Raw genomic sequence first — 23,088 nt, forward strand, 5'->3', positions numbered from 1 at the left:
CGAACCTGGCCTGATGCGGCACTAGGAAGGCGATCGTTGAATCTGCTGGGACATGACGAGCCGCACGTTCTTCAGGCGCGCCTCGGCGTTCGTGTGCGCGGCCCTGGCGACGAGCCGCCCGCTGCCCGCCGCCTTCAAGGACTCGGGGCCCGGCGGTACGGGGTAGGGCCGGCCAGGGTAGGGCTGCTGCACGGGATAGGGCTGACCCACGTACGAATGCCCGGGGTACGGCTGGGGCGGGTGGATCTGCCCTGGGTACGGCTGCCCGGGGTACTGCTGGCCCTGGTACTGCTGGCCCGGGTACTGCTGGGGGAACGGCGGCATGCCGGGCGGCAAATGCGCCGGCCCGTGCTGCGGAGCGCCCGGTACCGCCGCCATCTGCGCCTCTGCCACGAGGACCGTCTCCAGCGCCTCGCCGAACCCGAGCCCCACCGCGTACGCGTCGGCACGGAACTCGGCCCGGCGGTGCAGCCACGCGATGAGCAGGGGACCGGCCGCCACCGGCAGGACGATCCACCACATCCCTTGCACGAAGGTGAACATGACGACGGCCTGGACGATCATCAGCGAGAGACAGCTCCCGCAGGCGATGCCCGCCCAGTGCTTCGTCCGGAAGAGCAGAAAGAGGAGGGCGAGAAGGGCCCGCCCGGCTGCCCGTGCGGGCAGGGCGTACCAGTCGGCCAGCATCGCCGCCCAGGTGTGACCGCCCACGTGGTGGCCGAGCTCGTGCGCGAGCACCGCGGCCAGACGGGAGTTGGGCAGTCGCTCCATCGCGTGCCGGGTGACGGCGACGATGTGGCCGGCGGCGGCCGTCGCGTTCAGCTCGGCGCGCTCCTGGATCCAGAGCTCGTACGTCTCCCGGTCCACGCCCGCGCGCCGCGTCACCTGCTCCCACACCACGTCCAGCCGCTGGGCCTCCTCCGGCGTGGGCCTGCGCATGCCGAACAGGCGCCGGGCGATGGCCGCTTCAACCTTGCGCTGGAAGACCAACGGCCCGGAGAACAGCCAGAGCACCGGGACGATCATCGCGAGGAAGGGGTTGATCATCGCGGAGAGGAAGGTGACGACTCCCAGGCTGATCAGCCCGATGGGCACGGTCACCAAGAGGTGCGACAGCGCGGCGCCGTCGATCCCTCGCTGTACGGACTTCCGCATCCTGCGGCCCTGCTCCAGGGCCAGGTCGTCATGCGCGGCGGCGGCTCCGGCCAGCGGCGCAGGTGGCGCTGCGGGCTGCGACGGCAAGGGCGCGGGCTGCGGTGGCGGGGCCACGGGCTGCGCGGCGACGGGCGCCTGCACCGTTCCGTCCCCGACCCTCGGCGCGGGCACCGCCTCGCCGGGGTGGACGGGCGGGGAGCCGTCATCGCTGTACGCCGGCTGCTTCTCGTCGCGTAAGGCGGTCTGTACGTCACCGGGGTACGAGGGGGCCGCAGCGCCCGGAAGGGCGGACGGGGGCAACGCCGCCTCGCCCGGGTACGCGGGAGGCGCGACGGCGTCACCCGGGTACGCGGGAGGGGGCGTCTCCCCCGGATAGGCGGGCGGACCGGCCTCCAGAGAGGGAGAACCCGTCTCACCCGGGCATGCGGGAGGCGCGAGTTCCCCCGGGTACGCGGGCGGCGCGGCCTCACCCGGATACGAAGGCGCAGGCATCTCCCCCGGATACGCGGGAGGGGTGACCTCACCCGGATACTCCGGGAGCCGCGATTCCTCCGGATACGCGGGCGGCGCCGACACCTCACTCGGGTACGGAGGAGGCGCGCCCTGCTCACCCGGGTACGGAGGGGGCGCATCCTGCTCTCCCGGATAGAGAGGCGACGTTCCCTGCCCTCCCGGATACGGAGGCGGCGCACCCTGCTCTCCCGGATACGGAGGCGGCGCACTCCGCTCCCCCGGATACGGCGGAGGCGGGACGTCCTCGTGGTCGGACATGGCGATGTGTCTCCTGACGGTTATGCGTGACGAATCGTCGACGGCGCGGTCCGCCCGCGCGGCGGCCGGGGCCGTCCCGGCGGAGCCTGCGGACGCCGCGGGCTCCGCCGTATCAGCCGATGAGCAGCGCGCCGGGCAGCAGCACCAGCGCGACCGTGAAGCCGGCGATGCCCACCCGTAGCCACTCGTACTTGATCGAGACGATCCGGCTGTTCTCCACGAGCGAGGCGACGACGGCGGCCCTGGGGGCGCGATCGGTCTCCCGGAGCGCCTCCTCCAGGACCGCCTGGCCGCGGCGGGCCGCGCCGCGGATGTCCGCGAAGTGGGTGAGGGGCTCGCCGGGCTGCCAGCCGGCCGTCCGGTAGCGGGGTACGACGGCCATGAGGAGGGCCGCGAGCGAGACGACGAAGCAGGCGGCCCCGGCCCACCACAGGACCTGGCCCAGCGCCGAGAGGTCGGTGGGGTGCCAGCCGCGCGTGGCGAGCACGCCGACGAGCGCGGCGGCGGCCATGCCCTGGGCGGCCACGAGGATCGAGCCCTTGGTGTCCGCCCGTACCGCCTCCTGGCGCAGTTCGCCCAGGAGCCGCTCGGCCGCGCCCTGCGGCAGGGGCGGTGTCTGCGGCTCCGCCCGTGCCGGTTCCGAACCCGTTGCGGGAGCGGTCGTGCTCATCGCGGCGGCTGCGGAGGCGTCGGGTAGCCGAAGACCGGTCCGTCCTCCGGCATGGGCGGCACCGGGGGCCGAGTCGGCGCGGTCCCGGCTCCGGGCACCCGGTCCTCCACCGGGGCCGGGAACACGGTTCCCTCGACCGCGGTCCCCTCGACCACACCCGAGTCGACGACGCCCGCGTCAACAGGGCCCGCGTCGACGGCGGGCTGCCGCTCCACCGGTCCCTGGGACAGCTTCGCGCCCAACACTTCCTTGATGACGTTGGCCGCGAGCCGCCGCGGCTCGTCCATCTGGTGCTCCTCCAGGCCGCCGGGGCCGCCGCCGAGCGCCTGGATGGCGACCGTCAGCTGGTTCTTCATCGCCAACAGCTGGTCCTGGCGCAGGTTCTCCATCACGAGGCGGGCGTCCTCGGGATGCCGGGCGAGCTGGAAGGCCATGGCCGTCGGGCCGCCGCGCTCCAGGTAGTAGGCGTAGTACTCGATCTTCTTGGCCTCGATCTCCTGGAGCTCCAGCTCCTGTTGGCCCCGCGCGAGCGCGCGCTCGTGGTCGAGCTCCTGCTGCTGGAAGTCGATGCGGTGCTGCTGCCGGCCCTGAACGAGCGCGCGTTCCGCGGCCAGTTCGTCCTCGCGCATGAGCAGGGCGTGCTGCGGTTCGAGCTTCTCGCGCTCGAACGCGATCTCGCGCAGCTCGCGTTCCTGTGCGAGGGCCGCCTCGTCCCGTCGGATCTGCAGTCCGCAGCGGACGTCCAGGCCGGCCCGGGCACCCAGCGGCCCGGCGGCCTCGATGGCCTTGCGCGCGTGGGATTCGGCCGCCGCGCTGTCCTCCATGGCGAAGCCGCGGAGGACGGGCCGGACGGCCTCCTCGACGAGGCGCTGCACCATGGCCGGGACGTTGCGCTCGCCGCTCGCCACGAAGGCGGCCGGGTCGAGGACCTGCCAGGTGCAGCTCAGGGACACCTCGAACAGGAAGGCGTCGCGCCGACTGGGGAGCGCGAGGAGGGTGCCGGCCTCGTGCCACCCCATGTCCACCTCGTACACGCTGGTCCAGCGCCGGGTGGCGAGGTCCGTACGGCTCGGGCGGCGCGGCGGCAGATAGGTGTCGAGGCTCCCCTGGGCCGTGGTGAACACCAAGGCGTGGTCGATGCGCGTGGCGCGCAGCGGCTTGAAGCGGGACAGCTCCTGGATCGTGACCACCGGGTCGACGAGTGCGGTGTGGCGGTTCGCGTCCTGCTGCCACTGGGGCGGCTGGCTCATCATGGTGACTTGGCTCCTTGGGACCGTACTGGCGGCGCGCGTCCGGAGTGCGCGCCGGGAATGAACGTCGGGACTGCGCCCGGGAATTGCGTCGGTGATTGTGTCGGGGATTGCGCCGGTGACGTACGCCGGGGATCGCTCCGGCCGGGCTACGCGAGGACGAGGGCCCGTAGCCGGAGGGCCACGGCGGGCGGGGCGGATTCACCCTCTCCGCGCAGGTTCTCCAGGAGGTAGGCGAGGCGCTTGTGATCCTCGGTGGAGACCGCGAGCAGGGGCAGCAGTTCGGCGAGCGCGCGCTCGGCCCCCCGGTCACTCTCGGCGGAACGGACCCATTGGCGCAGGGTGTTGAGTCCGGACGCCGAGCAGACGGGGTCGTTGAGGACGCCTCGCCACAGCGCGGCGAGGGCGTGCCGCAGCACCGCTCCGTCCGTACCGGGGGTCGAGTCGCCCCGTGCGAACAGGTCGAGCAGCAGGGGGCGGCCGGTGCCTCCGGGACCGTCCGTGGGTCCGCAGGCGTGGACCGTCGCGCGCAGCGCGAAATCCCTGGTGGTGCCGCGCAGCAGGGGCGGAAGAGCGCCCCACAGACCGGCGACGGCGTCCCAGTCGTTACGGGCTGCCGCCTCCTGTCCCGCGGCGAGCAGCAGGGCCGCGGCGGACTGGGCGAGGTCGTCGCGCTCGTCCGTCCAGCCGCGGGCGGGCCCGCCCCGGGACTCCAGACCGCGTACGGCCTCGGTGAGCGCGGCGAGCGCCTCTTGGGGGAAGCGGTCCCCGACGAGGGCGTAGCCGCGGACGGCGGTCCAGCGGAGCCTGTGGTCGGGGGCGACGCACCACTCCGCGAGGATGCGGGAGACGTGGGGGGCGCCCAAGTGGTGTGCGAGGGCGAGGGCATTGGCAGCGGCGAGCCGGGCGCGCAACCGGCGGTCGGCCGCCCAGGAGCGGATGAGGAGCGCCATCGCCGACGGCAGGTCGGCCTCGGCCATGACGGCGGCGGTGGCGGCGGCGCGGGTACGGACGACGGGCCGGGGGTCGTCGGCGAGGCGGCGCAGCCACGCCACGAGCGCGGGCCGCGCGGACGGATGGCCCGTCCAGACCTCGCGCAGCAGGGTGATGGCGGTGAGCTTGTCCCTGAACTGCACCTTCGTCTGGAGGACCGGGCCCCACTCGGTCTCCTCCGGCTCCTGGTAGCGGTCCGCGAGCGCCTGCTCGACGCGTTGGGCGCTGGAGGTGCCGAAGACGGGGATGCGGGCCGGCTCCCCCGGGTTCTCGATGCGCTGGAGGAGGCCGAAGAGGACGTCGCTCAGTTCGGCGGTGAGGGGGTACGGAGCCTCGTCGAAGGTGGCGAGGGCGATGAGGAAGGCCTTGTCGTGCAGGCTGTGGTCCGCGCTGTCGAACCACTCCCTGACCTGGCGTTCGGCGGCATAGTGGCCGAACGCGCCGAGTTCGGCCAGGGACACCGTGCCGCGCGCGTGTGCGGCGACGCGTTCGGCGAAGCGGGCGGTGTCGGCGACCGGCCGGTGATGGGCGAGGACGGCCCGTACCTCTGCGAGGGCGAGGAGTTCGTCGACGGTCCGCCCTGCCAGGTCCTGGTGCCTGAGGTGTCCGGCGAGCAGGGCGGCGGGCTCGGGCGGCTCCCAGGAGACCGGGCCCACGCTGCCGTGGACGACGGGGTGGGGTCCGACGACGAGGACGAGGTGGCTGTCGGCGGCGTGGAGCCGCTCGCTGAGGGCGCGGATGTGGTGTTCGCGCAGGGGGCGTTCGGCGGTGGTGGCGAAGTCGGCGACGAGGTGGCCGCAGCCTTCGCGGAGCTCGCCGGCGAGCCGGCCTGGCGGGAGCGCGGGGTCGAGGGCCCGGTAGGAACGGGAGCCGACGGCACGGAGGAGCATGAGGGCGGCCGCCCTGCGGCCGGTCGTGGCGGGTCCGGAGAGGATGGCCACGCGGTGTTCCCTGAGCCCGGCGAGGGCGAGGGCGAACGGGCTTTCGGATTCCCACTGTTCGTCGGGTAAGCCCGCGTCGCCGCCTTCGGTCCCACCGTCCTTCTCCCCGCGAGGGTGGATGAAGTTCCGGGCGAGCGCCTCGACTTCGGAGCGGGGGATCTCGCCGGAGCGTTCCTCCGTGTCGCCGCCGAGGTGGTACTCCACCTTGCTGCCGCCGAGGATGACGTCTCCGGTGACGTGGCCGCCGCTGACGCCGTGCTGGTCGCCGCCGACGAGCGAGCCGCCGATCCGGGCGGAGTGGCCGAGCATGATGCCGGGGCTGTGCCGGTAGAGGTCGCGGCGGGAGTCCCAGGCGTGCTCCGTCTCGCCGTCGGCGCCCGCCGACTCCTCGGCGCCGGTGGCAGCGTCGCCGGTCGCGTCCTGCGTGTGCGGGTCCGGCAGGGGCCGCTCCTGGTGCGGGCCCTGCCCGTCCGGGCCGGCCAGCGTGTCCTGGGGTGCGTTCACGACGGGCTCCCGTCCGCGGTGCCGTCCTCGGCACGCGTACCGCCGAGCACGACGTCCCCGGTGACCTGGCCGCCGCTCACTCCGTGCTGGTCGCCGCCGACGAGGGAGCCGTGGATCACGGGCCCGCCGTGGAAGTGGAAGACGGCCCCGGCGGGCCGCTCCTGCGGAGCCGCGGCGGGAGCGGGGGCCGCTGCCGGAGCGGGGGCCGCTGCCGGAGCGGAGCCCCCGGCCGGACCGGGGGCTTCAGCCGGAGCGGGGCCACCACCCGGAGCCGGAGCCTCAGCCGGACCGGAAGCCTTCTCCGCGGAGGCCCCGTCGGTCGCATCGGTCGCCGTGGCCACGGCGTCCCGCGCCGCCTCCCCCTCGCCCCCGGAAGCCCCGCCCGGCGCGGCCCCCCGGTGGATCCAAGCGGGCAGCACCCCGTCCTTCACGGTGACGTCCGCCCGCCGGAAGAGTTCCGGCCGTACGCCTCGGTGGCCGTGCCGGACCACGCCCTCGTACACCGGCGCGCTCACCGCGAGGACGCAGTGCTCGGCGCGGCGCTCGGCGAGGGCGGACCGCAGGACGTCGGCGTCGAGCAGCCGGCAGGCCTGATTGAGGTCGTGCCCGACGAGCCCCCCGGTCGTCCCGGCGTGCGGGTCGTGGGCCACCTCGCCGGCGGCGAGGACGATCCGCAGCCGCATCTGGGCGCTGTCCGAGGCGAGCAGGTTGTGCTCGTGGAGGAGTTCGGGGGTGGTGGTGAGCAGCGACCGCAGGAGGACGGTCTTCGCCACGTCCCCGCTGAGCAGCACGATCAGACCGTCGCCGCGGTCCTCGCGGTACTGCTGGGTGGCCTCGACGCCCGCGGCTTCGAGGGTCTGGTCGACGATCTTGTGGAACGTGCGCCGCAGGACGGCCTGCACCACGTCGTCGCGACGACTGAACCGCTCGATGTCGAAGAGCAGGATGGTCCGGTTGACAGGCTCGCGCATGGCCGCCTTCCGCTGGAGACGCTGGTGAAACGGCCCGCTGGGGGCCTTCTGGACATCAAGAAGATGCCAGGGGCGGGGAGTTCGAGGCGACGGAACCTAGCACACTCCGAATGTGACCGTGTGCACAGAACGGGTCCCGCGCCGGCCGGTCCGGCGGTCGCGGTCAAGCGTTTCCGGAGCGGGCCATCTGGCGGAGTACGTCAGGTCGTACGACGACGATCCCGCGCCGTCCCGTCCGTACGATGCCCCGCTCCCGCAGCTGCTTGAGCAGGCGCGCGACCGCCTCGCGCGAGGCGCCGACCGAGCCCGCGAGTTCGCTCTGGCTGAGCCCGGCGGTGAGCTGGACGCCGTCCTCCGACTCCTCGCCGTGGGTCCGGATCAGTTCGAGCAGGAGAAGGGCGAGCCGCTCCTGGACGGCGAGCGAGGCGAACTGCACGCGCCGCCGGTCGCTGTCGCGCGTGCGGTCGGCGGTCAGGGCCAGCAACTTCCGGGCGATGGCCGGGCGTTCGTCGAGGAGGGTGCCGAACCGTTCGGCGTCGACGGCGAGCGCCTCGACGGGTTCGAGCGCGATGACGGTGGCGCCGCGCGGCCGCCCGCTGAGCAGGGCCTGCTCACCGACGATGTCGCCGGGGCCCCGGAGTGCGAGGAGCGCCTCGTACCCGTTGGGCGCGGCCGAGGTCACCTTGGCCCAGCCGGAGAGGATGATCAGGACGTGGGTCGAGGGCTCGTGCTCCCTGAGCAGCACCTGCCGCGCGGGGAAGGCGAGGTGGCCGCCGCTGCTGAAGAGCGCCTGCCGGTCCTCGGTGTCCAAGCGGACCACGAAGGGGACTTGGTCCTCGAACTGCGTCAACTGTTTCTCCCCGACTACCTCTTCGGGCCGCTCACGACCGGGCGATCAGCCGGGAGGTTAGCGCATCCCCCGCTCGCGGGGCTCGCCTCAGGACGAGGGTTCGATTCCCCAGGCGGCGGCCCGGGCGGCGGCCGCCGCGCGGTTGGGGAGATCGAGCTTGGCGAGAATGTGCTCGATGTGCGTACCCACGGTCCGCGGGGTGATGTACAGCCGTTCGGCGATCTCGCGGTTGGTGCGGCCGGCGGTGAGCTCGGCGAGCACCTGGAGCTCCCGCGGCGAGAGCCCGCCCGGCCGCCGCGCGCCCCGCGCGGGGTCGGGAGCGGTGGCCGCTTCCTCGGACGGCGGGCACGCGCGGGGGTCGACGGCCGCGGCCAGGGCCTCGGTGAGCAGGGTGACCACGGCGCGCGCCGGGTCGGCGGTGCGCAGCGGCGCTCGGGTGCTGACGTTCAGCATGCCGACGTACCGGCCGTCGGTGGCGAAGAGGCACTGAGCCACGCCGTCCTCGATGCCGAGGGGGCTCAGCACCTCCTGGAACCCCGGCGACGCCGCGAGGAGCCGCCGGGGGACGTCCGTGAGCCAGAGCCCGCCCCGGTCCGGGCCGCGGAGAACGGGGAACACCGGGTCCTGGTGGAGGCGGGTCTCTATGTAGGCCGTGGCGTCGTCGGGGTAGGTCCCGGCCAGGGTGGTGTGGCAGTGGCGCAGCGGATCCCACCGGGCCAGGGAGGCGTGGTCGTACGCCATCACCTCGGACAGCGCCGCCAGGACCGTGTCGACGCCGGTCGCGCCGGTCGTGGCGCTCCTGGCGGCCTCACGGACGTGCACGGCCGCGTCCAGGATGTCCGCCGTACTCCGCTCCGCTGCCATCCCTCCAGGATGATCACATGCCCGGAATACGTCAATCGCGCAGCGTGTCGTGCACGACACGCCCGTCCATGACGGTGAGGAGGACGGGCATCTCCGGGATGTCGTGGGGGTCGGCGGTGAGCAGGTCGCCGTCGAGCACGCACAGGTCGGCGACCTTGCCCGGCTCCAGGGAGCCCTTCCAGTCGTCGGCGAAGTCCTGCCAGGCCGCGTCGATCGTGTACGTACGGATCGCCTCGGCCAGGCCGATGCGCTGCTCGGGACCGCTGACGCGGCCGGTGGCCTTCGACTCGCGCAGCATCATGGTGGCGACGCCCTGACGCCAGTCCGGGTACGTGACGGGGGCGTCGGACCCGCTCGCGACCCGTACGCCGGCGTCGAGGGCGTCGCGGTAGGGCCAGGCGTAGGCGGCGCGTCCGGTGCCGACGAACTCCTCCTCCATGTCGGCGACGGTCCACTTGATGGTGGGGTTCATGTTGACGCCGAAGTCGTGCGCGGCGAGGAGCTTCATGCTGTGCGCGGTGAGGAAGTCGCCGTGGATGACGTAGTGGCGGGCGTCGGCCCGCGGGTGTTCGGTCACGGCCGCGGCGAAGGCCTCCGCGACGGTGTCGCCGGCCCGGTCGCCGGTGACGTGGACGCCCAGCTGGTAGCCGGCGGCGTGGGCGTGCCGGATCATGGCGCCGATCTCGGCGATCCGGTCGTCGTCCGTCTCGCCGCCGACACAGAGGGAGCCGCAGCCGCCGCCGACGTACGGCTCGTGCATCCAGGCCGTCTTGTTGGGGACGATGCCGTCGCCGAAGATCTTGACGCCGTGGATCGCGAGGAGCCGCGGATCGGCGTCACCGGAGGCACCGGCGTCGGCGAGGTCGGTGAGGGTGCGGGCGAACTCCTCGGCGGTGCTCGCCATTCCGGTGGGCAGGAGGAGGACGCCGACGCGGGCGGTCAGGTCGCCGTCGGCGTGCAGGCGCCGGTAGACGTCGAGGGTCTCCCCGCCGAGCGCGCCCCGCATGATGCCGTCGCCGCCGGGGCCGAGCCCGGGCTCGGTGTAGCTGGTCACGCCGAGCCGGGCGAGTGTGGCGAGGGTCGACCTGATCGCGTCGGTCCGCTCCTGGCGGGCGAGTGCGGGCAGCGCGTTCTGGACGAGGGCCTGGGCGCCCTCGTGGAGCAGCCCGGTCGGCTCCCCGGCCTCGTCCACGACGATGGCCCCGCCGGGCGGAGCGACGGTGTGCCGGTCGATCCCGATGAGCTCCAGCGCCTTGGAGTTGACCCACGTGGCGTGGCCGGAGAAGGAGTAGAGGACGACGGGGTGGTCCGGGCTCACGGCGTCGAGGTCGTGCAGCGAGGGCTGCCGCGACGGATCGGCGACGCACTCGTCGAGGTAGCCGGTGTCCCAGCCGTGCCCCGTGATCCACTGCCCGCCCGGCACCCGCCCGACGGCCTCGCGGACCACGTCGGCCACGTCGGCGAGGGAGGAGACGGCGGGGTGGGCGACATCGAGGGAGAGCGGCGGCGTCGCCATGCCGAAGGCGCATCCGTGCAGATGGGAATCGTTGATCCCGGGAAGCAGCGTCGCCCCCCGCAGGTCGACGACGCGGGTGTCGGGTCCGACGAGCGGCGCCACGTCGTCCCGCCCGCCGACGGCGCTGATGATCCCGCCGGTCACCGCCAGGGCCGAGGCGACGGAGAACTCCGCGTCGACCGTGACCACCCGGCCGCCGAGAAACACCAGGTCCGCATACGTGTCCACAGAAGGTCCTTTCACACACCGGGCGCGCGACGGCACCCGCATTCGATCTCCCGAGGACTATGGCCGCGCCCGCGCACCCGGCACATCGGTCATCCCACCGATACGCGGTCGGTCCGGGGCGGATCCGCGACCGACATAGGCCTGCGCGTCCACGTCGACCCCGATGCCGAACGGCGTGGAGGCACCGGCCCGACCTGAACGCACCAGGAGGGCCGGTGAGTTGGGCCCCGGGGAGTCCCGGGGTTCCGTCAGAAGTATCAGAACGCGAAGACCGCGGCGTCCGCCGTGCGGGCCCGCAGCTCGCACGGGTTGCCGTAGGTCTCCGACCAGGAGACGCGCCGCCCCTGCCAGACGCCGTCACCGGTGATCGTCACCGGGTTCCACTCGCGCGTACAGGGACGGCCGTCCCCTAAGCCCGTCAGGCTCGTGAAGTCACCGTCCGCAGCTGCCAGTTCGGCGCAGGCCTCTTCCGGAGCGGGGTGGCTGCCGGACGGGGCGGGGGCGCAGTTCAGGGTGACCGCGCGGAGGACGGTGCCGGTCGCCGGGTGCGCGCCCTCGCCGACGGTGAGCACGAGCGCCGACGGAGCGTAGAGGCTCGCGGGCGCCGCCTCTGCGGTGCCGGCGCCGGTGAAGGCGGTGCCGACGAGCGCGAGACCGGTCGCGGTGGCGAACGCGGAGGCGCCGAGGGTACGGAAGTAACGCACGGGGGTGTCCCTTCGTGGGGTGACGGGGGTGATGCGAGCCGATCGGCTGCGCACCGGAGTCTCGTCGACGCGGAGCGTGATCGCACACGTGGTCGGCCCTTTCCGGCCGCGACCCCGGACCGGCCCCTACCGACTGGTCGTTCGGCCAGTTGAGAGGCGGTACTCCGGCACTCCACCCCACCTCCCGTGGCATGGTCGCCCGGGAAGGTCCAAGCTCGAACGACCCGCTGACCTGCGCCGCCACGGAAAAGGTTCGCTATTGGACCGCCCGAACGCCCCCGTGATCGTCCGGAACCCAAGGCCCGCGGCGCTCCGTGCGAAGTCCCCCGAAACCGAGACTCCTGATGCTGACGCTGTCCGGGGGACTCGTGCGGGTCAGAAACGGGTTCCCCCTTCCCTGCGTGGTGAACTGGGCCGGACGACGCACAGGTGGATGCTCGCCGATCGTGCGTGCCATGCAGCACCTTTTATCGGAAAGGTCGCAGGATGGAGCCGGTCGAGATTCGCGTGCACGGCGTCGGCGGTCACGAGCCGCTGACCGCCCTGGGGAGCGGAACGCTCGAACACGCCGACCCCATGGAGCGCTGTGGCGGGGTCGATTCCTACATCCCGCCTCCGAGCCCGGATCACCGGCTCCAGTTCGTCAACTGGTGGCGTACATCACGCGGTATCGCCGGCTTCGCCTGGTACCTCGCGACGCCGTTCACCCTCATGAACGTCGTCGGCCACATGACCCCCCGGAAAGTCAGCCGACGGAGGCGTCACTCCGTCATCACACATCTCATGAGCGCGGTCCTCACCATCGTGCTGACGGCCTGGCTCATCACCATTGTCGAAACGGTGCTGGAGTACACGCCTGGGCTGCAGACACGACAAGAGCGCGCGGAAGTCCTCGCCACCTTCGGCCCGGCGGTGGCCCTTGCCGCCGTGATCGTCACCCGGGCACACGTCATGAAGGATCGCCACATCAGCCGACGGCTCGCCTGGAGCCACGCGATCTGCTGCCTCGGTCTGGCGGCCGCCGTGCTGTTCTGGAAGCCCAGCCGCCGGGTCCACTGGAGTCACTGGCCCAACAGCGCCAGCCCCGGCGGCGTCTCGGCACCGGCACCGGAGCCCCGGCTGGACGCGATGATCGCCTTTGTCGTCGTCTCCGTGGTCGTCTTCCTGGTGCTCGCCGCAGTTCAGCGAAATGCCGGGGCCACGGTGGTGGCGCTCTTGACCCTGCTCACGATGCACGCGGTCGGCGCGCTGATCCGGCTGGGCGTCGAGTGGTTGATGAAGTATCTGGACGCTCTCGGCGCCTTCGCCGATCACTCGTCCGGAATCCTTCACGAGAGTCACCTCCTCCGGACCGTCACTCCCCCGGGGAGACAGGTTCTCCTCCTCGACCTGGTTCCGGTGGCAGTGCTGCTCGCCTTCCTGGGATTCGCGCTCGCCTTCACCCTTTCCGCCGTCCGCACGGAGGGGCGCCGTCCCGGTCCCGCTCCGGTGGTGTCCTCCGTCATCCGTCGGTGGATTCTCGTGCACAACACCGTGACATCCCTGCCACAGCGCATCCGAAGCGCTCTCTGGCCGACGGCCGCCGTATACGTCCTGATGCTGGCCGTCCTCCTGACGGTGGCCTTCGGGGGGAACTGGGGCGGGTGGCCTCTCACCGTCACGCTCCTGATCACGCACATCGCCACTGTCGTGGTGCTGGCCTTCATGCTGATGCTGGGCAGAGCGCATCCGGCCCGCAAAGTCTTCGACATGGTCGCCGACGTCGCCGGATTCTGGCCGATCCGCTATCACCCACTGGCGGGTCAGTCCTATCGAGAGGACGTCCTCAAGGGGCTTCGCTGCGAACTCGCCCGCCACTCCTCGGACAGAGTCGTCCTGTTCTCCCACAGCCAGGGATCGGTTCTCGCCGCATGGCTCCTCGCCCACGACCAGTCCGCAGAGGCGCCACAGAACAGTCCGAAGCTGCCCCCGAAGGGGAACTTCCATCTCATCACCTGTGGTTCCCCCCTCAAATCCCTGTACCAGGGATTCTTCCCTCTGTACTTCGACGATGCGTTCTTCCAGGCCGTCCGGGGCCGGGTCGACACGTGGTGCAATGCCTGGCGGCTCACGGACCCCATCGCGACGGACATGCCGTCCTCCGCGGCCCCCGTGGCGGATTACTCCCTCCCGGAACCGGATCAAGCCGACCCACGGGTCCACAGCGACTACTGGATCGAGCCCGACCTCACCGACTGGGTGAATGCTCGGCTCGGCGGACAACCACCCACACCGGAGCACGTGCCATGACCTCGACGGCCCCCACGTCCGACCTCGACGGCTGGATCCCCTCACCCTTCACCGCTGCGGGACTCACCCACACGTGCTACGAGAAGAGCGGTGGGGGGCCCGGCGTGGTACTCCTGCCGGAACTTCCCGGCATCAGTCCGGAAGTGCTGGGACTGGCACAACACCTGGTGGACCGCGGCTTCACCGTGGTGATTCCGTCGCTGTTCGGCGTGCCGGGGAAGGCCGGCACCGTCCTGCGCACGGCTCTCGTCGGCCTCCGGGTGTGCATTTCGAAGGAGTTCCGGGCATTCGCGTGCAACGCCCGCCGACCGGTCGCCGATTACCTCCGGGCCCTGGCGCACGACCTCAACACCCGCACTTCCGGCCCGGGCGTCGGTGTCATCGGTCTCTGTTTCACGGGTGGCTTCGCCCTGGCGGCCGCCGTCGACGACTCGGTCCTCGCCGCGGTGATGAGCCAGCCGTCGGTCCCCGTGGCGCTGGGGGCCTCCCGCCGCGCGGACCCCGGAGTGTCCGAAGAGGAGCTGCAAGCCGTCGCCGACCGGCACCAAGGAACGGAGCACTGTGTTCTGGGCCTGCGCTTCAGCGAGGACCGGATGGCCCCCGAGGAGCGCTTCGCCACCTTGCACGAACGCCTCGGCGATGCATTTCGGCACATCCCGCTCGACTCCGGTCCGAACAACACGGTCGGGTTCGGCGAACACGCCCACGCCGTCCTGACCCATGAACTCCGCGAATCCCCCGGTCACCCCGCCCTCGAAGCCCGCGAGCAGGTCGTGGCCTTCCTGAACTCCCGCCTGGCCGCCGGAACACCGCAGGCCGGGCTGTGACCAGCCCCCGGTGTCAGCACGTACCCGACGGCCTCGGTGAGGGCGGTCGAGCCGGGGACGCTCTCGCCCTCCGCGCGGCGTCGGCGTGTTCTCCGGTCGCCATCTGCGCCACGGCGATGTCGTCGAGGCCGAGGTCGAGCACATCGGCACGCTCCGCAACCGCGTGAGGGCCGCGCCCGAGAGCGCAGACGCGTGACAGCCGGAAGGCGTCCGCCGCCGCCGGGGTTCAGGCCGCCGGGGTTCAGGCCGCCGGGGTTCAGGCCTCCGGGCTGAGGTACCGGGGCGGGCCGTCGAGGAAGCCGGTCCCCCGCATCACTGGGTGTTCTTCCACCCGGCCGTGCTGGAGTACGAGTCGATCAGGTCCACCACGAAGACCAGGGTCGAGCCCGCCGGGATCAACGGCGAGGGCGACTGCTTGCCGTAGCCGAGTCGCGGGGGAACGATGATCTCGCGCCGGCCGCCGACCTTCATCCCCCTCACCCCTCGGTCCCAGCCCTTGATGACCCGGCCGCCGCCCAGGGCGAACTTGAACGGCTCGCCCCGGTCCCAGGAGGCGTCGAACTCCTTCCCGGTCTCGAAGGTCACCCCGACGTAGTGAACCCTGACGACCGTGCCCGGCTTCGCCTCGGGCCCGTCCCCGACCACCAGGTCCCGGACGGTCAGCTCGGTGGGAGCGTCACCCTCCGGAACCTCGACCTCGGGCTTCGTCAGTTCGCTCATGGCAGCCTCATCACTCTCCACCGGAAGCCGCCCACTGCCGCGGTCACAGCGGGTTGCTCCCCCAGTGGTCCTCAAAACCGATCAAGGGGCCGTTTCAGATTACTCCGAAACGGCCCCTGATCTGCGACTTCGAATGTCGGGCGGTCCCCGGGACGCCCGAGCAGCCCTGCGTACGGATCGATGGGGATGGCGGCTTCCTGATCAGTGCTGTTCGGCGAAGTGGGCATGGACGGCGTCGAGCAGCAGCCGCAGTCGCTCGGTCGTCACCGACGGCATGACGGGCGCGAAGGCCGCGTCGAGCTCGGCGGACGAGCGGAACATGTAGAGGACTCGTTGGAGCTGTCCCGCGAGATCGGCGATTCTGCCGTGACAGTCCGGGTGATCCATGGCGACCAGGTCGCGTGCCTCCGCCTCAGGGTCGCTGCCGTACTCACCGGTGGGCAGCTGTGACGCGAACTCGTTGACGACGTCGAAGCGGGCGAGTGCCTCCCACTGCGAGAGCGGGAGTTCGTCATAGCCCGGGCAGTGGCCGAACCAGGGGTCGCGGAGGAGTGCCGCCAGGGTACGCAGGAAGGCGTCGGCGTGTTCGTCGCCGGCCGCCCGGGCAAGCCGATCAAGGAACACGGTCGGCCTCGCCACGAACCGCTCCGTGCCGTATTCGTCCGCCAGAGCCTCCAGGAGTGAGGCCACCGCGTCGAAGGGCATGACCCAGGCGATCGTGTGAGAGTCCTGCATCAGGCGGGCGAAACGTTGGAGTTCGTCCTCCAAGGGGGCAGCCCCCGGGTTCCGCGAGGCCGCGGCGAGGTCGACGAGGCGGGCGAGCACCCCGCCGGTGAGGACGGCGTCGGTCGGTTCGGTCACGTGACGCAGGCTAGGTTCTGTCCGGCGGATCATGTGATCGCCCCATGGACCATTGTGTTGGTCGTGGGGCGGGGTGATCTTGCGAACGACGAGTGGGCGCAACTGGCACCACATCTGCCGAAGACCGTGGCGGCCTCACTTCCAAGATCCACCTTGCCGGGGAAGGCGGCCGCCGTCCCCTGACATGCTGATCACGCCCGGTCAGTGGGGCGACAGCCACAGCTGATCCCGGTCCTTGAACGCATCAGGGTGAAGCGCCCGAGCGGCGGGCATCCGCGCACCCGCCCCGACCACCTCGGCGGCGACAAGGCGTACAGCTCCCGCCGCAATCGCCGCTACCTGCGTAGACGCCAGATCAAGCACACCATCCCGGAGCCGAAGGACCAGCGGGCCAACCGCCGGCGCCGCGGCAGCCGAGGAGGCCGGCCTGCGGGCTTCGATACGGAGATGTACAGGCGCCGGAACGAGGTCGAGCGGACGATCACCCGACTCAAGCACTCCAGGGCCGTCGCGACTGGGTATGACAAGCGTGCCTACGTCTTCCACGGCACCGTCACCGTCGCGTCGATACGCCTCTGGCTCAGACCGTGATCAGCCCGCGTCCGGAGTATCGGCCTGCTTCGCCGGCTCGGCAGTGACCTGCCTCAGCAGCACCGTTGGCGATGGCATGACGGCGTACCAGGTGTTCGCACTCTCCTCGGTGACCGGGGCCCAGGCTGCAACTACGGGGAGTTCACAGTGGTCGCCGGCCTCCAGCGGGGGCAGCGTCCAGGACATGCCGTGGTAGTGCCCATAGTCCACGCCCCACGTGCTGAACGAGTGGTTGTGTACCTCGTCGATCAGCGCAGCCCACCGCCGGGGTACCTCTCCTGCGTCGGCGGCCCCGCAGATCGCCTCCTCGTCACTGCCTCCGACAGTGAGCCGGATCGTCTCGTCCTCCACCGTGATAGCTGCAAGCGCCTGCCCCCCGTCGTACCCTCCGTCTGCACCCTCCGGAAGCCCTGCCGAGAACTGCACTCGCCCGAGCGGCGTGAATGCGTCGATTCGCCAGACTGCCGCACGGCAGTCGATCAGTGGCCCCCAGTTCTCGGGGTCGAGCTCGGGATCGTACGGGGTCAGCAGCAGCTCGACGCGGGCCCCGGGAGTTACCCAGCGGGCGAGCGTGCAGTCGCCCGGAAGTTGGAACAGCTCATCCGGCTGCAGCGGAAGGCTGGTGTTCCCAATCGTCGTAGTGAAGGTCAGCGGGCCGAATGGCGTGTCGATAGCCGGCTGATCGGAGGAACGCAGGCGGGTGCGCGGGAGGGTGGGGAGCAGCACCGCGCCAGCCTACTGCGGTGTGACCCGTCAAGATCCGCCGGACAGAACCTAGGGGGCCTTCGGACAGACGGTGAGGCTTTGACGGATCCCGGTCTGCGCGTACTGCTGGGCGACCCGCGGCACCGGAATCGGTGGCGCGGGTCACTGCCGTCCCTGCACGTCCGCCGTTCCGGGCGGCCCGCGTCAGGCGCCGGCCCGGCGCCTGCCCCGCACGCGGCGCGGGTACGGGAAGAGCCGCGGAGAGCGCTTCGCTGCCAGGTCCTCGACCCAGCCGAAGGTCAGTACCAGCAGTCCGGTCAGGGGGATCGCCACGAGCAGCGGAAACCACTGGCTCATCAGAAGCCACTGAAGGTGCTCGTAGAAGAAGCCGACGGACCAGAGGGGGTCGATCAGCGGGATGGCGGCCACCAACGCGACCTGGTGCCAGAGGTAGACGCTGACCGCTCGTGAGTTGAGCAGGCTGATCAGGCCGTTCCAGCGTTCCAGCCGGCGGGGCCACTGTTCCCAAGAGGGACTGACGTGGAGCAGGATGGCGACGAAGCCGAAGGACCACAGGGCCTGGGCGATCGGCCAGCTCTCGATGTCGGTGGGCACGGTCGGATCGACCGGGCGGGTATGGAGGTACCACCAGCCGGCCACCATGATCAGCGGCGCGACGGACGGCACGACGAACTGCGGGATCTTCTTGAGCAGGCCCTCCTGATGAGCCATGCCGAGGATCCAGCAGGAGCCGAACATGGCGAAGTCGCTGAGGTTCTCCCAGACCCGGCCGTAGAGGAACTCCTGGTCGATGAAGAACGTGTTCATCACGATCGTCACCGCGAGCGGTACGGACAGCGTCACGACCGGCATCCGCCGCAGCGCCCACAGCATCAACGGGGAGAGCAGGACGTACCAGAGGTACGCGCGGAGGTACCAGAGCGGGACGACAATCTGCACCGCCCAGCCCTGCCCCACGAGATGGTCGAAACCGTTCAGCGATTCCGCGTACGGCGGAGTGCTCAGCGGCACGAGCCAGAACAGCAGCTTGCCCCACCACCAGTTGGGATGCCCCTCGGCGTCGGGCCCCCAGCCGTCGATGATCTCGAGGGTGAGGATGACCGCGCCGAACAGCCACATCGGCGGCAGCAGCCGGCGCAGACGGCCCCGGATGACGCCCAGGGCGGGACGGCTGAGCGAGCGTGCCATCAGTACCCCGGCCAGCGCGAACATCACGCCCATCGACGGGAAGACGACGGGCAGCCAGAACCAGCCGAAGTTGTGGTAAATCACCACACGGACCAGTGCCAGCGCGCGCAGCAGATCGAAGTAGCGGTCTCGGCCGCCCTTGCGCGGGGACGGTGCCGACGGCTCCGGCACCGTCTGGGACTCCCGTCGCAGAGTGGCGGGGATCCTCAGCCGGACGGTGTCCTGGGTTCCCCCGAAGTCGAAGGATGCGGTCATGGTCAGGCCTCCACCGGTGCGGCGACCTCGCCGGTGCGCCGGAGCTTCTGCCAGCGCAGTCGGCCACCGGTCAGCGCCGTGATCGTGGACTGCAACAGGACGATGTACATCAGCTGCCGGTAGACCAGTTGCTGGATCGGCAGGCTGATCAGATGCAGGGGCTTCTCGCCGTCGAGCCGGAAGGCGTACCAGGACAGCACGGCCTGGAGCAGGATGAAGCCGCCCCAGCTGGCGAGGGTGATCGGGGCGTCCGCGAACAGCACGCCGTACAGCAGGAACATGTCGACCAGCGGCGCGAGCAGCGGGGCGACAACGCCGAACATCACGACGAGCGGCAGCCCGAGTCGGCCGAAGCGCCCGGCCGGGCCCCGGGAGGTCACGGAGCGGCGGTGCTTCCACATCGCCTGCATGGAGCCGTAGCTCCAGCGGTACCGCTGGGACCAGAGCTGCTGGAGGCTGGCGGGGGCCTCGGTCCAGGCGCGGGCGCGCTCGGCGTAGACGATCCGCCAGCCGTCGCAGAGCACCGCCATGGTGATGTCGGTGTCCTCGGCGAGGGTGTCGTCGCTCATTCCGCCGACCCGCCGCAGGGCCTCCTTGCGGAAGGCGCCGACCGCGCCGGGGATGGTCGGGATGACGTTGAGCATGTCGTACATCCGGCGGTCCAGGTTGTGGCCGAGGACGTACTCGATGTGCTGCCAAGCGCCGATCAGGCTGTCGCGGTTGCCGACCTTGGCGTTGCCCGCGACCGCGCCGATCCCTCTGTCGCCGAAGGGCTGGACGAGCTCGCGCACGGTGGACGGCTCGAAGACGGTGTCGCCGTCCATCATCACGACGATGTCGTGCGACGCGGCGGCTATGCCGGCGTTGAGCGCGCTGGACTTGCCGCCGTTGACCTTGCGGATCAGCCGGACGAACGGCAGGTTCATCTCCTCGACGATGTCCGCGGTGCCGTCCGTGGAGCCGTCGTCGATGACGATCACTTCGATCGGGTGGTCACTGGCGATCAGGGAGTTGAGGGTGTTCGCGATGCACTCGCGCTCGTTGTACGCCGGTACGAGGACGGTGACCGGCTCGGTGACGGGTGGTCCCCACGCGTCCCGCCGCCGGGAGCGCCGGGCGTGGAGCGGCGCGAGGACCAGCATCAGCGCGAACCGGCCGAAGTTGAGGAAGCCGACGACGGCCAGCAGCGCGACCAGCACCGGCAGGGTGAGCACGGCGGCCTCGCTGGCCCAGATGAAGCACTTGCCCGCCCACAGCTGGTAGCCGTGCACCGGCACGGTGGCGTCGGTGGCGCCGAGCGCCTCGGAGACGGTGGCGAATCGATATCCCTCGCCCTTCAGCTTCACGATGATCTGCTCGAGCGCGGCAAGGGTCTCGGAGCGGTCGCCACCCGCGTCGTGCAGCAGGATCAGCTCGCCCGCGCCGGGCTTGCGCGGCATCGCCGCCTTGACGATCGCGTCGACGCCGGGACGCTTCCAGTCGTGGGTGTCGCGGTCGATGAACGCGGTGAGGTAGCCGTGGGAACCCACGTACTTGATCACCGGGTAGTTCCAGTCGTCGAGCGCCGAGGCGTCGGAGGAGTACGGCGGGCGGAACAGCGCGCTGTGGACACCCGCGACGCCGGCCAGCGCCAGCTGTGTCTGCGCCAGCTCCCAGCTGATCCGGGCTTCGGACTGGTACACCAGATCGGGGTGGGTGAAGCTGTGCACACCGATCTCGTGGCCGCCCGCCACGATCTGCCGGATCAGCTCCGGGTGGCGCGTGGTCATCGCGCCGGTCACGAAGAAGTCCGCGCGGACGTCGTGGGCCGCGAGCACGTCCAGGATCTTCGGGGTCCACTCCGGCGAGGGGCCGTCGTCGAAGCTCAGGACGACGGTGCGGTCGGGGATCCGATAACTCACGGGGCGCTCGTTCTTGGACCCGCGCGCGTCGATGACCGGGCCGCCCTTGAGCAGGTTCTCCGGCACGGTCGTCTTGTCGACCGAGGTCGCGACCCGGGTGTCGTGGAACGCCTCGTTGGTGGCGAGGCCGCGCAGGACGAGGAGCGCGAGCAAGCAGGCCAGCAGGGACAGCGGCATGAAGAAGCGCAGCGGCGGCGCAGCCAGTCGGCGCGGCCTCAGCAGGGACTGCCGACGACGCTGATGGCGGGACAAGGGCGCTCCTGGAGATGGGTGGTGCGGACGATCAGGCGCGCTCGGCCCGGCCCGCAGGCGGTGCTCCGGGCGGCACGACGGTCGCGGTATGCCATGGAATGTCGCGATGTTCGACGGATGGCCGAACTTCTTCTGGTGGGGTGTCGCAGACCGCGCCCTCTAGGGCACGCCCTAGGGCCAGAAGGGCGACAAGGGCCCCTTGGCGGGCAGGTAGGAGGGCTTCGGCGGTATCCCCATCGCCGGGGCGTCCGACTGCACGCCGATGAGGCTGCTGCCCATGGCGGCCGCCAGGATCGCGCCGACCACGGAAACCGGCCAGCCGAAGCGCCGCAGCAGACGGCTGCGCAGACCCGACTCGTCGACGAACACCGGTGCCGGAGCGGGCTCCTCCTGACGTGATTCAGCCACGCCGAGCTGCACGGAGTGGATCGGTCCACGCCCGGAGGATGTAGCGACTTGGCGCATGAGTTGTGGCCTTTTTGTGCAGGGTGTGAAAACCGCTGAAGCGTAGAGCGGACCGTAGCGCATGGCCTGAATCGATTGGTGCGTGATGTGCGTATTTGACGTGATCCGATCGAGTGTCGTAACCGGATCGGTATGTCAACGAGCGCCTCCCGACCCTTGGATGACCGGGTCGCGAACACAGGATGGGGTGGCTTGATTCCTTCGCTAGGATGACCGCTCGATTCACGCGATCAGCGATCGATCCGCATGCAACGGGCGTGTCCAGTCACCGCCTCTACGCCCCAAGGAGCCTGTGTGAGCCAGCCCCGCCGCACCTCTCGTCGCCGAGCGTGGACCGCGCTCACGCTGCCCGCCCTCCTGTGCGTACTCGCCGCGTGTTCCACCGACCCCGCGACCGGCGGGGGCGCCGACGCCGCCGGACCCGCGCAGGAGGCCTCGCCCACGCCCACCGGACCGCCGGGAACGCTGTTCGACGACTTCGACTACACCGGCGCCGACGACGCTTCGCTCGCCGCGCACGGCTGGGAGATCCGCACCGGCGGGGGCGGCCCGGGAATCAAGGACACCTGGAGCGCCGACGGCGCCGCCTTCCCCTCCGACCCGGCAGCCAAGGGGGGCAAGGTCCTACGACTGCGCTCCTCCACCGACGGCACCGAGCAGGGCACCACTCAGGTCGAGGTGCAGACCACGAGCCGGAACTTCTTCACGGGAACCTACGCCGCCCGGGTCCACCTCAGCGACAAGCCCACGAGCGGACGCGACGGCGACCACGTCGTCCAGACCTTCTTCCCGATCTCCCCCTCGGACTCCTCGGACAAGTACAGCGAACTCGACTTCGAGTACCTGCCGAACGGCGGCTGGGGTTCGGTGGGTCCGCAGCTCGACAACGTCAGCTGGTACAAGGCCGACCCGCCGGACCGGGTCCACAACACCGTCGAGCGGCGCCTCGGGGGCTGGCACACCATGATGATCACCGCCATGGACGGAAAGGTCACCTACTCCCTGGACGGCAAGGAGCTGTTCACCAGCTCCGGCAAGTACGTCCCGCGCGAGCAGATGGACATCCACTTCAGCAACTGGCTCATCGACCTCCCCTTCACCGGCGGCCCGCGCGTCTGGGACATGAAGGTCGACTGGGTCTACTACAAGGCCGACGAGGCCGTCTCCCAGGCGGACGTCCAGAAGACGGTGGACGGCTTCCACAGCACCGGCACGGGCTACGTCAACACCGTCCCGAAGTCCTGACCCCACCTGCTGCCGCGCACCGAGCCGTCGACGACGTACTCGGCGGAGGCGAGCAGACGGCCGGCCCGTACGGGCCGGCCGGTCGTACGGGCCGGCCGGTCGTACGGGCCGGCCGGTCGTACKGGCCGGCCGGTCGTACTGGCCGGCCGGCGTGGCTGCGGCCATCATGGCCCCGGAACGCACGAAAGGCCGTCCTCTCACGGATGAGAGAACGACCTCCGACCTGCGTTTCCGCATGGTCGGGACGACAGGATTTGAACCTGCGACCCCTTGACCCCCAGTCAAGTGCGCTACCAAGCTGCGCCACGTCCCGATGCTCGTCTTCCGCGGGTTTTCCCCGCGTCGGCGTGC

The 23,088-nt window shown here is 71.1% G+C and carries 19 protein-coding genes, 1 tRNA gene and 1 pseudogene; 5 read left to right on the forward strand and 16 right to left on the reverse strand.

Going from position 1 to position 23,088, the window contains the following annotated elements; genetic code table 11:
• Window positions 1-21 precede the first annotated feature (21 nt).
• From ASC82_RS13735 to ASC82_RS13775, 9 genes are all read right to left on the reverse strand, one after another.
• Window positions 22-1,455, reverse strand: a complete 1,434-nt coding sequence (locus tag ASC82_RS13735; protein ID WP_056646725.1) for a M48 family metalloprotease — start codon at window positions 1,453-1,455, stop codon at window positions 22-24.
• Window positions 1,456-2,038: 583 nt separating this feature from the next.
• Window positions 2,039-2,596 carry a Pycsar system effector family protein gene (locus ASC82_RS13740; protein ID WP_242427647.1) on the reverse strand — a complete coding sequence of 186 codons (558 nt, stop codon included), beginning with the start codon at window positions 2,594-2,596 and terminating at the stop codon, window positions 2,039-2,041.
• A complete protein-coding gene (locus tag ASC82_RS13745; protein WP_056646727.1) occupies window positions 2,593-3,849 on the reverse strand; it encodes a hypothetical protein in 1,257 nt (418 codons plus the stop codon). Before ASC82_RS13745 ends, ASC82_RS13740 begins: the two co-directional genes overlap by 4 nt.
• A 146-nt stretch (window positions 3,850-3,995) precedes the next feature.
• Complete coding sequence (locus tag ASC82_RS13750; protein ID WP_107105892.1) at window positions 3,996-6,284, reverse strand: hypothetical protein; 2,289 nt, start codon at window positions 6,282-6,284, stop codon at window positions 3,996-3,998.
• On the reverse strand, window positions 6,281-7,255 hold the full coding sequence (locus tag ASC82_RS13755; RefSeq protein ID WP_056646731.1) for a hypothetical protein: 975 nt from the start codon (window positions 7,253-7,255) through the stop codon (window positions 6,281-6,283). The genes ASC82_RS13750 and ASC82_RS13755 overlap by 4 nt, the downstream gene beginning before the upstream one ends.
• Window positions 7,256-7,418: 163 nt before the next feature.
• On the reverse strand, window positions 7,419-8,105 hold the full coding sequence (locus ASC82_RS13760) for a Crp/Fnr family transcriptional regulator (protein ID WP_056646734.1): 687 nt from the start codon (window positions 8,103-8,105) through the stop codon (window positions 7,419-7,421).
• Window positions 8,106-8,192: 87 nt separating this feature from the next.
• On the reverse strand, window positions 8,193-8,969 hold the full coding sequence (locus tag ASC82_RS13765) for a LuxR C-terminal-related transcriptional regulator (protein WP_056646737.1): 777 nt from the start codon (window positions 8,967-8,969) through the stop codon (window positions 8,193-8,195).
• A 31-nt stretch (window positions 8,970-9,000) separates the two neighbouring features.
• Entirely contained in the window at window positions 9,001-10,713 is a 1,713-nt protein-coding gene (locus ASC82_RS13770; protein WP_199862531.1) for an amidohydrolase, read from the reverse strand.
• Between the two features lie 257 nt (window positions 10,714-10,970).
• Complete coding sequence (locus ASC82_RS13775; RefSeq protein ID WP_056646743.1) at window positions 10,971-11,417, reverse strand: SSI family serine proteinase inhibitor; 447 nt, start codon at window positions 11,415-11,417, stop codon at window positions 10,971-10,973.
• A 486-nt stretch (window positions 11,418-11,903) separates the two neighbouring features.
• On the opposite strand from ASC82_RS13775, the gene ASC82_RS13780 reads away from it, so the two are divergent.
• From ASC82_RS13780 to ASC82_RS31060, 3 genes are all read left to right on the forward strand, one after another.
• Window positions 11,904-13,706, forward strand: coding sequence for a hypothetical protein (locus tag ASC82_RS13780; protein ID WP_056646747.1), 1,803 nt, complete (start codon window positions 11,904-11,906; stop codon window positions 13,704-13,706).
• Complete coding sequence (locus tag ASC82_RS13785) at window positions 13,703-14,533, forward strand: dienelactone hydrolase family protein (protein ID WP_056646750.1); 831 nt, start codon at window positions 13,703-13,705, stop codon at window positions 14,531-14,533. The genes ASC82_RS13780 and ASC82_RS13785 overlap by 4 nt, the downstream gene beginning before the upstream one ends.
• An 85-nt stretch (window positions 14,534-14,618) precedes the next feature.
• Entirely contained in the window at window positions 14,619-14,729 is a 111-nt protein-coding gene (locus ASC82_RS31060; protein ID WP_242427648.1) for a fumarylacetoacetate hydrolase family protein, read from the forward strand.
• Between the two features lie 116 nt (window positions 14,730-14,845).
• On the opposite strand, the gene ASC82_RS13790 is transcribed toward ASC82_RS31060, so the two are convergent.
• The gene (locus ASC82_RS13790; protein WP_056646754.1) at window positions 14,846-15,253 is read right to left on the reverse strand and encodes an FKBP-type peptidyl-prolyl cis-trans isomerase; all 408 of its coding nucleotides are present in this window, start codon (window positions 15,251-15,253) and stop codon (window positions 14,846-14,848) included.
• A gap of 201 nt (window positions 15,254-15,454) precedes the next feature.
• The gene (locus ASC82_RS13795; RefSeq protein ID WP_056646757.1) at window positions 15,455-16,114 is read right to left on the reverse strand and encodes a hypothetical protein; all 660 of its coding nucleotides are present in this window, start codon (window positions 16,112-16,114) and stop codon (window positions 15,455-15,457) included.
• A 125-nt stretch (window positions 16,115-16,239) separates the two neighbouring features.
• Between ASC82_RS13795 and ASC82_RS13800 the strand changes: the two are divergent.
• Window positions 16,240-16,705, forward strand: a pseudogene (locus ASC82_RS13800) (IS5 family transposase); the annotation flags it as partial.
• On the opposite strand, the gene ASC82_RS13805 reads toward ASC82_RS13800, so the two are convergent.
• From ASC82_RS13805 to ASC82_RS13820, 4 genes are all read right to left on the reverse strand, one after another.
• Window positions 16,706-17,431 (reverse strand): hypothetical protein, encoded by a 726-nt coding sequence (locus tag ASC82_RS13805; protein ID WP_056646763.1) that lies wholly within the window; start codon window positions 17,429-17,431, stop codon window positions 16,706-16,708.
• 183 nt (window positions 17,432-17,614) lie between these two features.
• On the reverse strand, window positions 17,615-18,874 hold the full coding sequence (locus ASC82_RS13810; protein WP_079039251.1) for an acyltransferase: 1,260 nt from the start codon (window positions 18,872-18,874) through the stop codon (window positions 17,615-17,617).
• A gap of 2 nt (window positions 18,875-18,876) precedes the next feature.
• Window positions 18,877-20,952 carry a glycosyltransferase gene (locus ASC82_RS13815; protein ID WP_079039252.1) on the reverse strand — a complete coding sequence of 692 codons (2,076 nt, stop codon included), beginning with the start codon at window positions 20,950-20,952 and terminating at the stop codon, window positions 18,877-18,879.
• Between the two features lie 246 nt (window positions 20,953-21,198).
• Window positions 21,199-21,435, reverse strand: a complete 237-nt coding sequence (locus tag ASC82_RS13820; RefSeq protein WP_157863465.1) for a hypothetical protein — start codon at window positions 21,433-21,435, stop codon at window positions 21,199-21,201.
• A gap of 351 nt (window positions 21,436-21,786) precedes the next feature.
• Here ASC82_RS13820 and ASC82_RS13825 point away from each other — a divergent pair, with 351 nt between their 5' ends.
• The gene (locus ASC82_RS13825) at window positions 21,787-22,737 is read left to right on the forward strand and encodes a glycoside hydrolase family 16 protein (protein WP_056646769.1); all 951 of its coding nucleotides are present in this window, start codon (window positions 21,787-21,789) and stop codon (window positions 22,735-22,737) included.
• A gap of 236 nt (window positions 22,738-22,973) precedes the next feature.
• On the opposite strand, the gene ASC82_RS13830 is transcribed toward ASC82_RS13825, so the two are convergent.
• Window positions 22,974-23,050 (reverse strand) — tRNA-Pro (locus ASC82_RS13830).
• Window positions 23,051-23,088: the final 38 nt, after the last annotated feature.

It is taken from the genome of Streptomyces sp. Root431 (assembly GCF_001426585.1).
Lineage (GTDB): Bacteria > Actinomycetota > Actinomycetes > Streptomycetales > Streptomycetaceae > Streptomyces > Streptomyces stackebrandtii.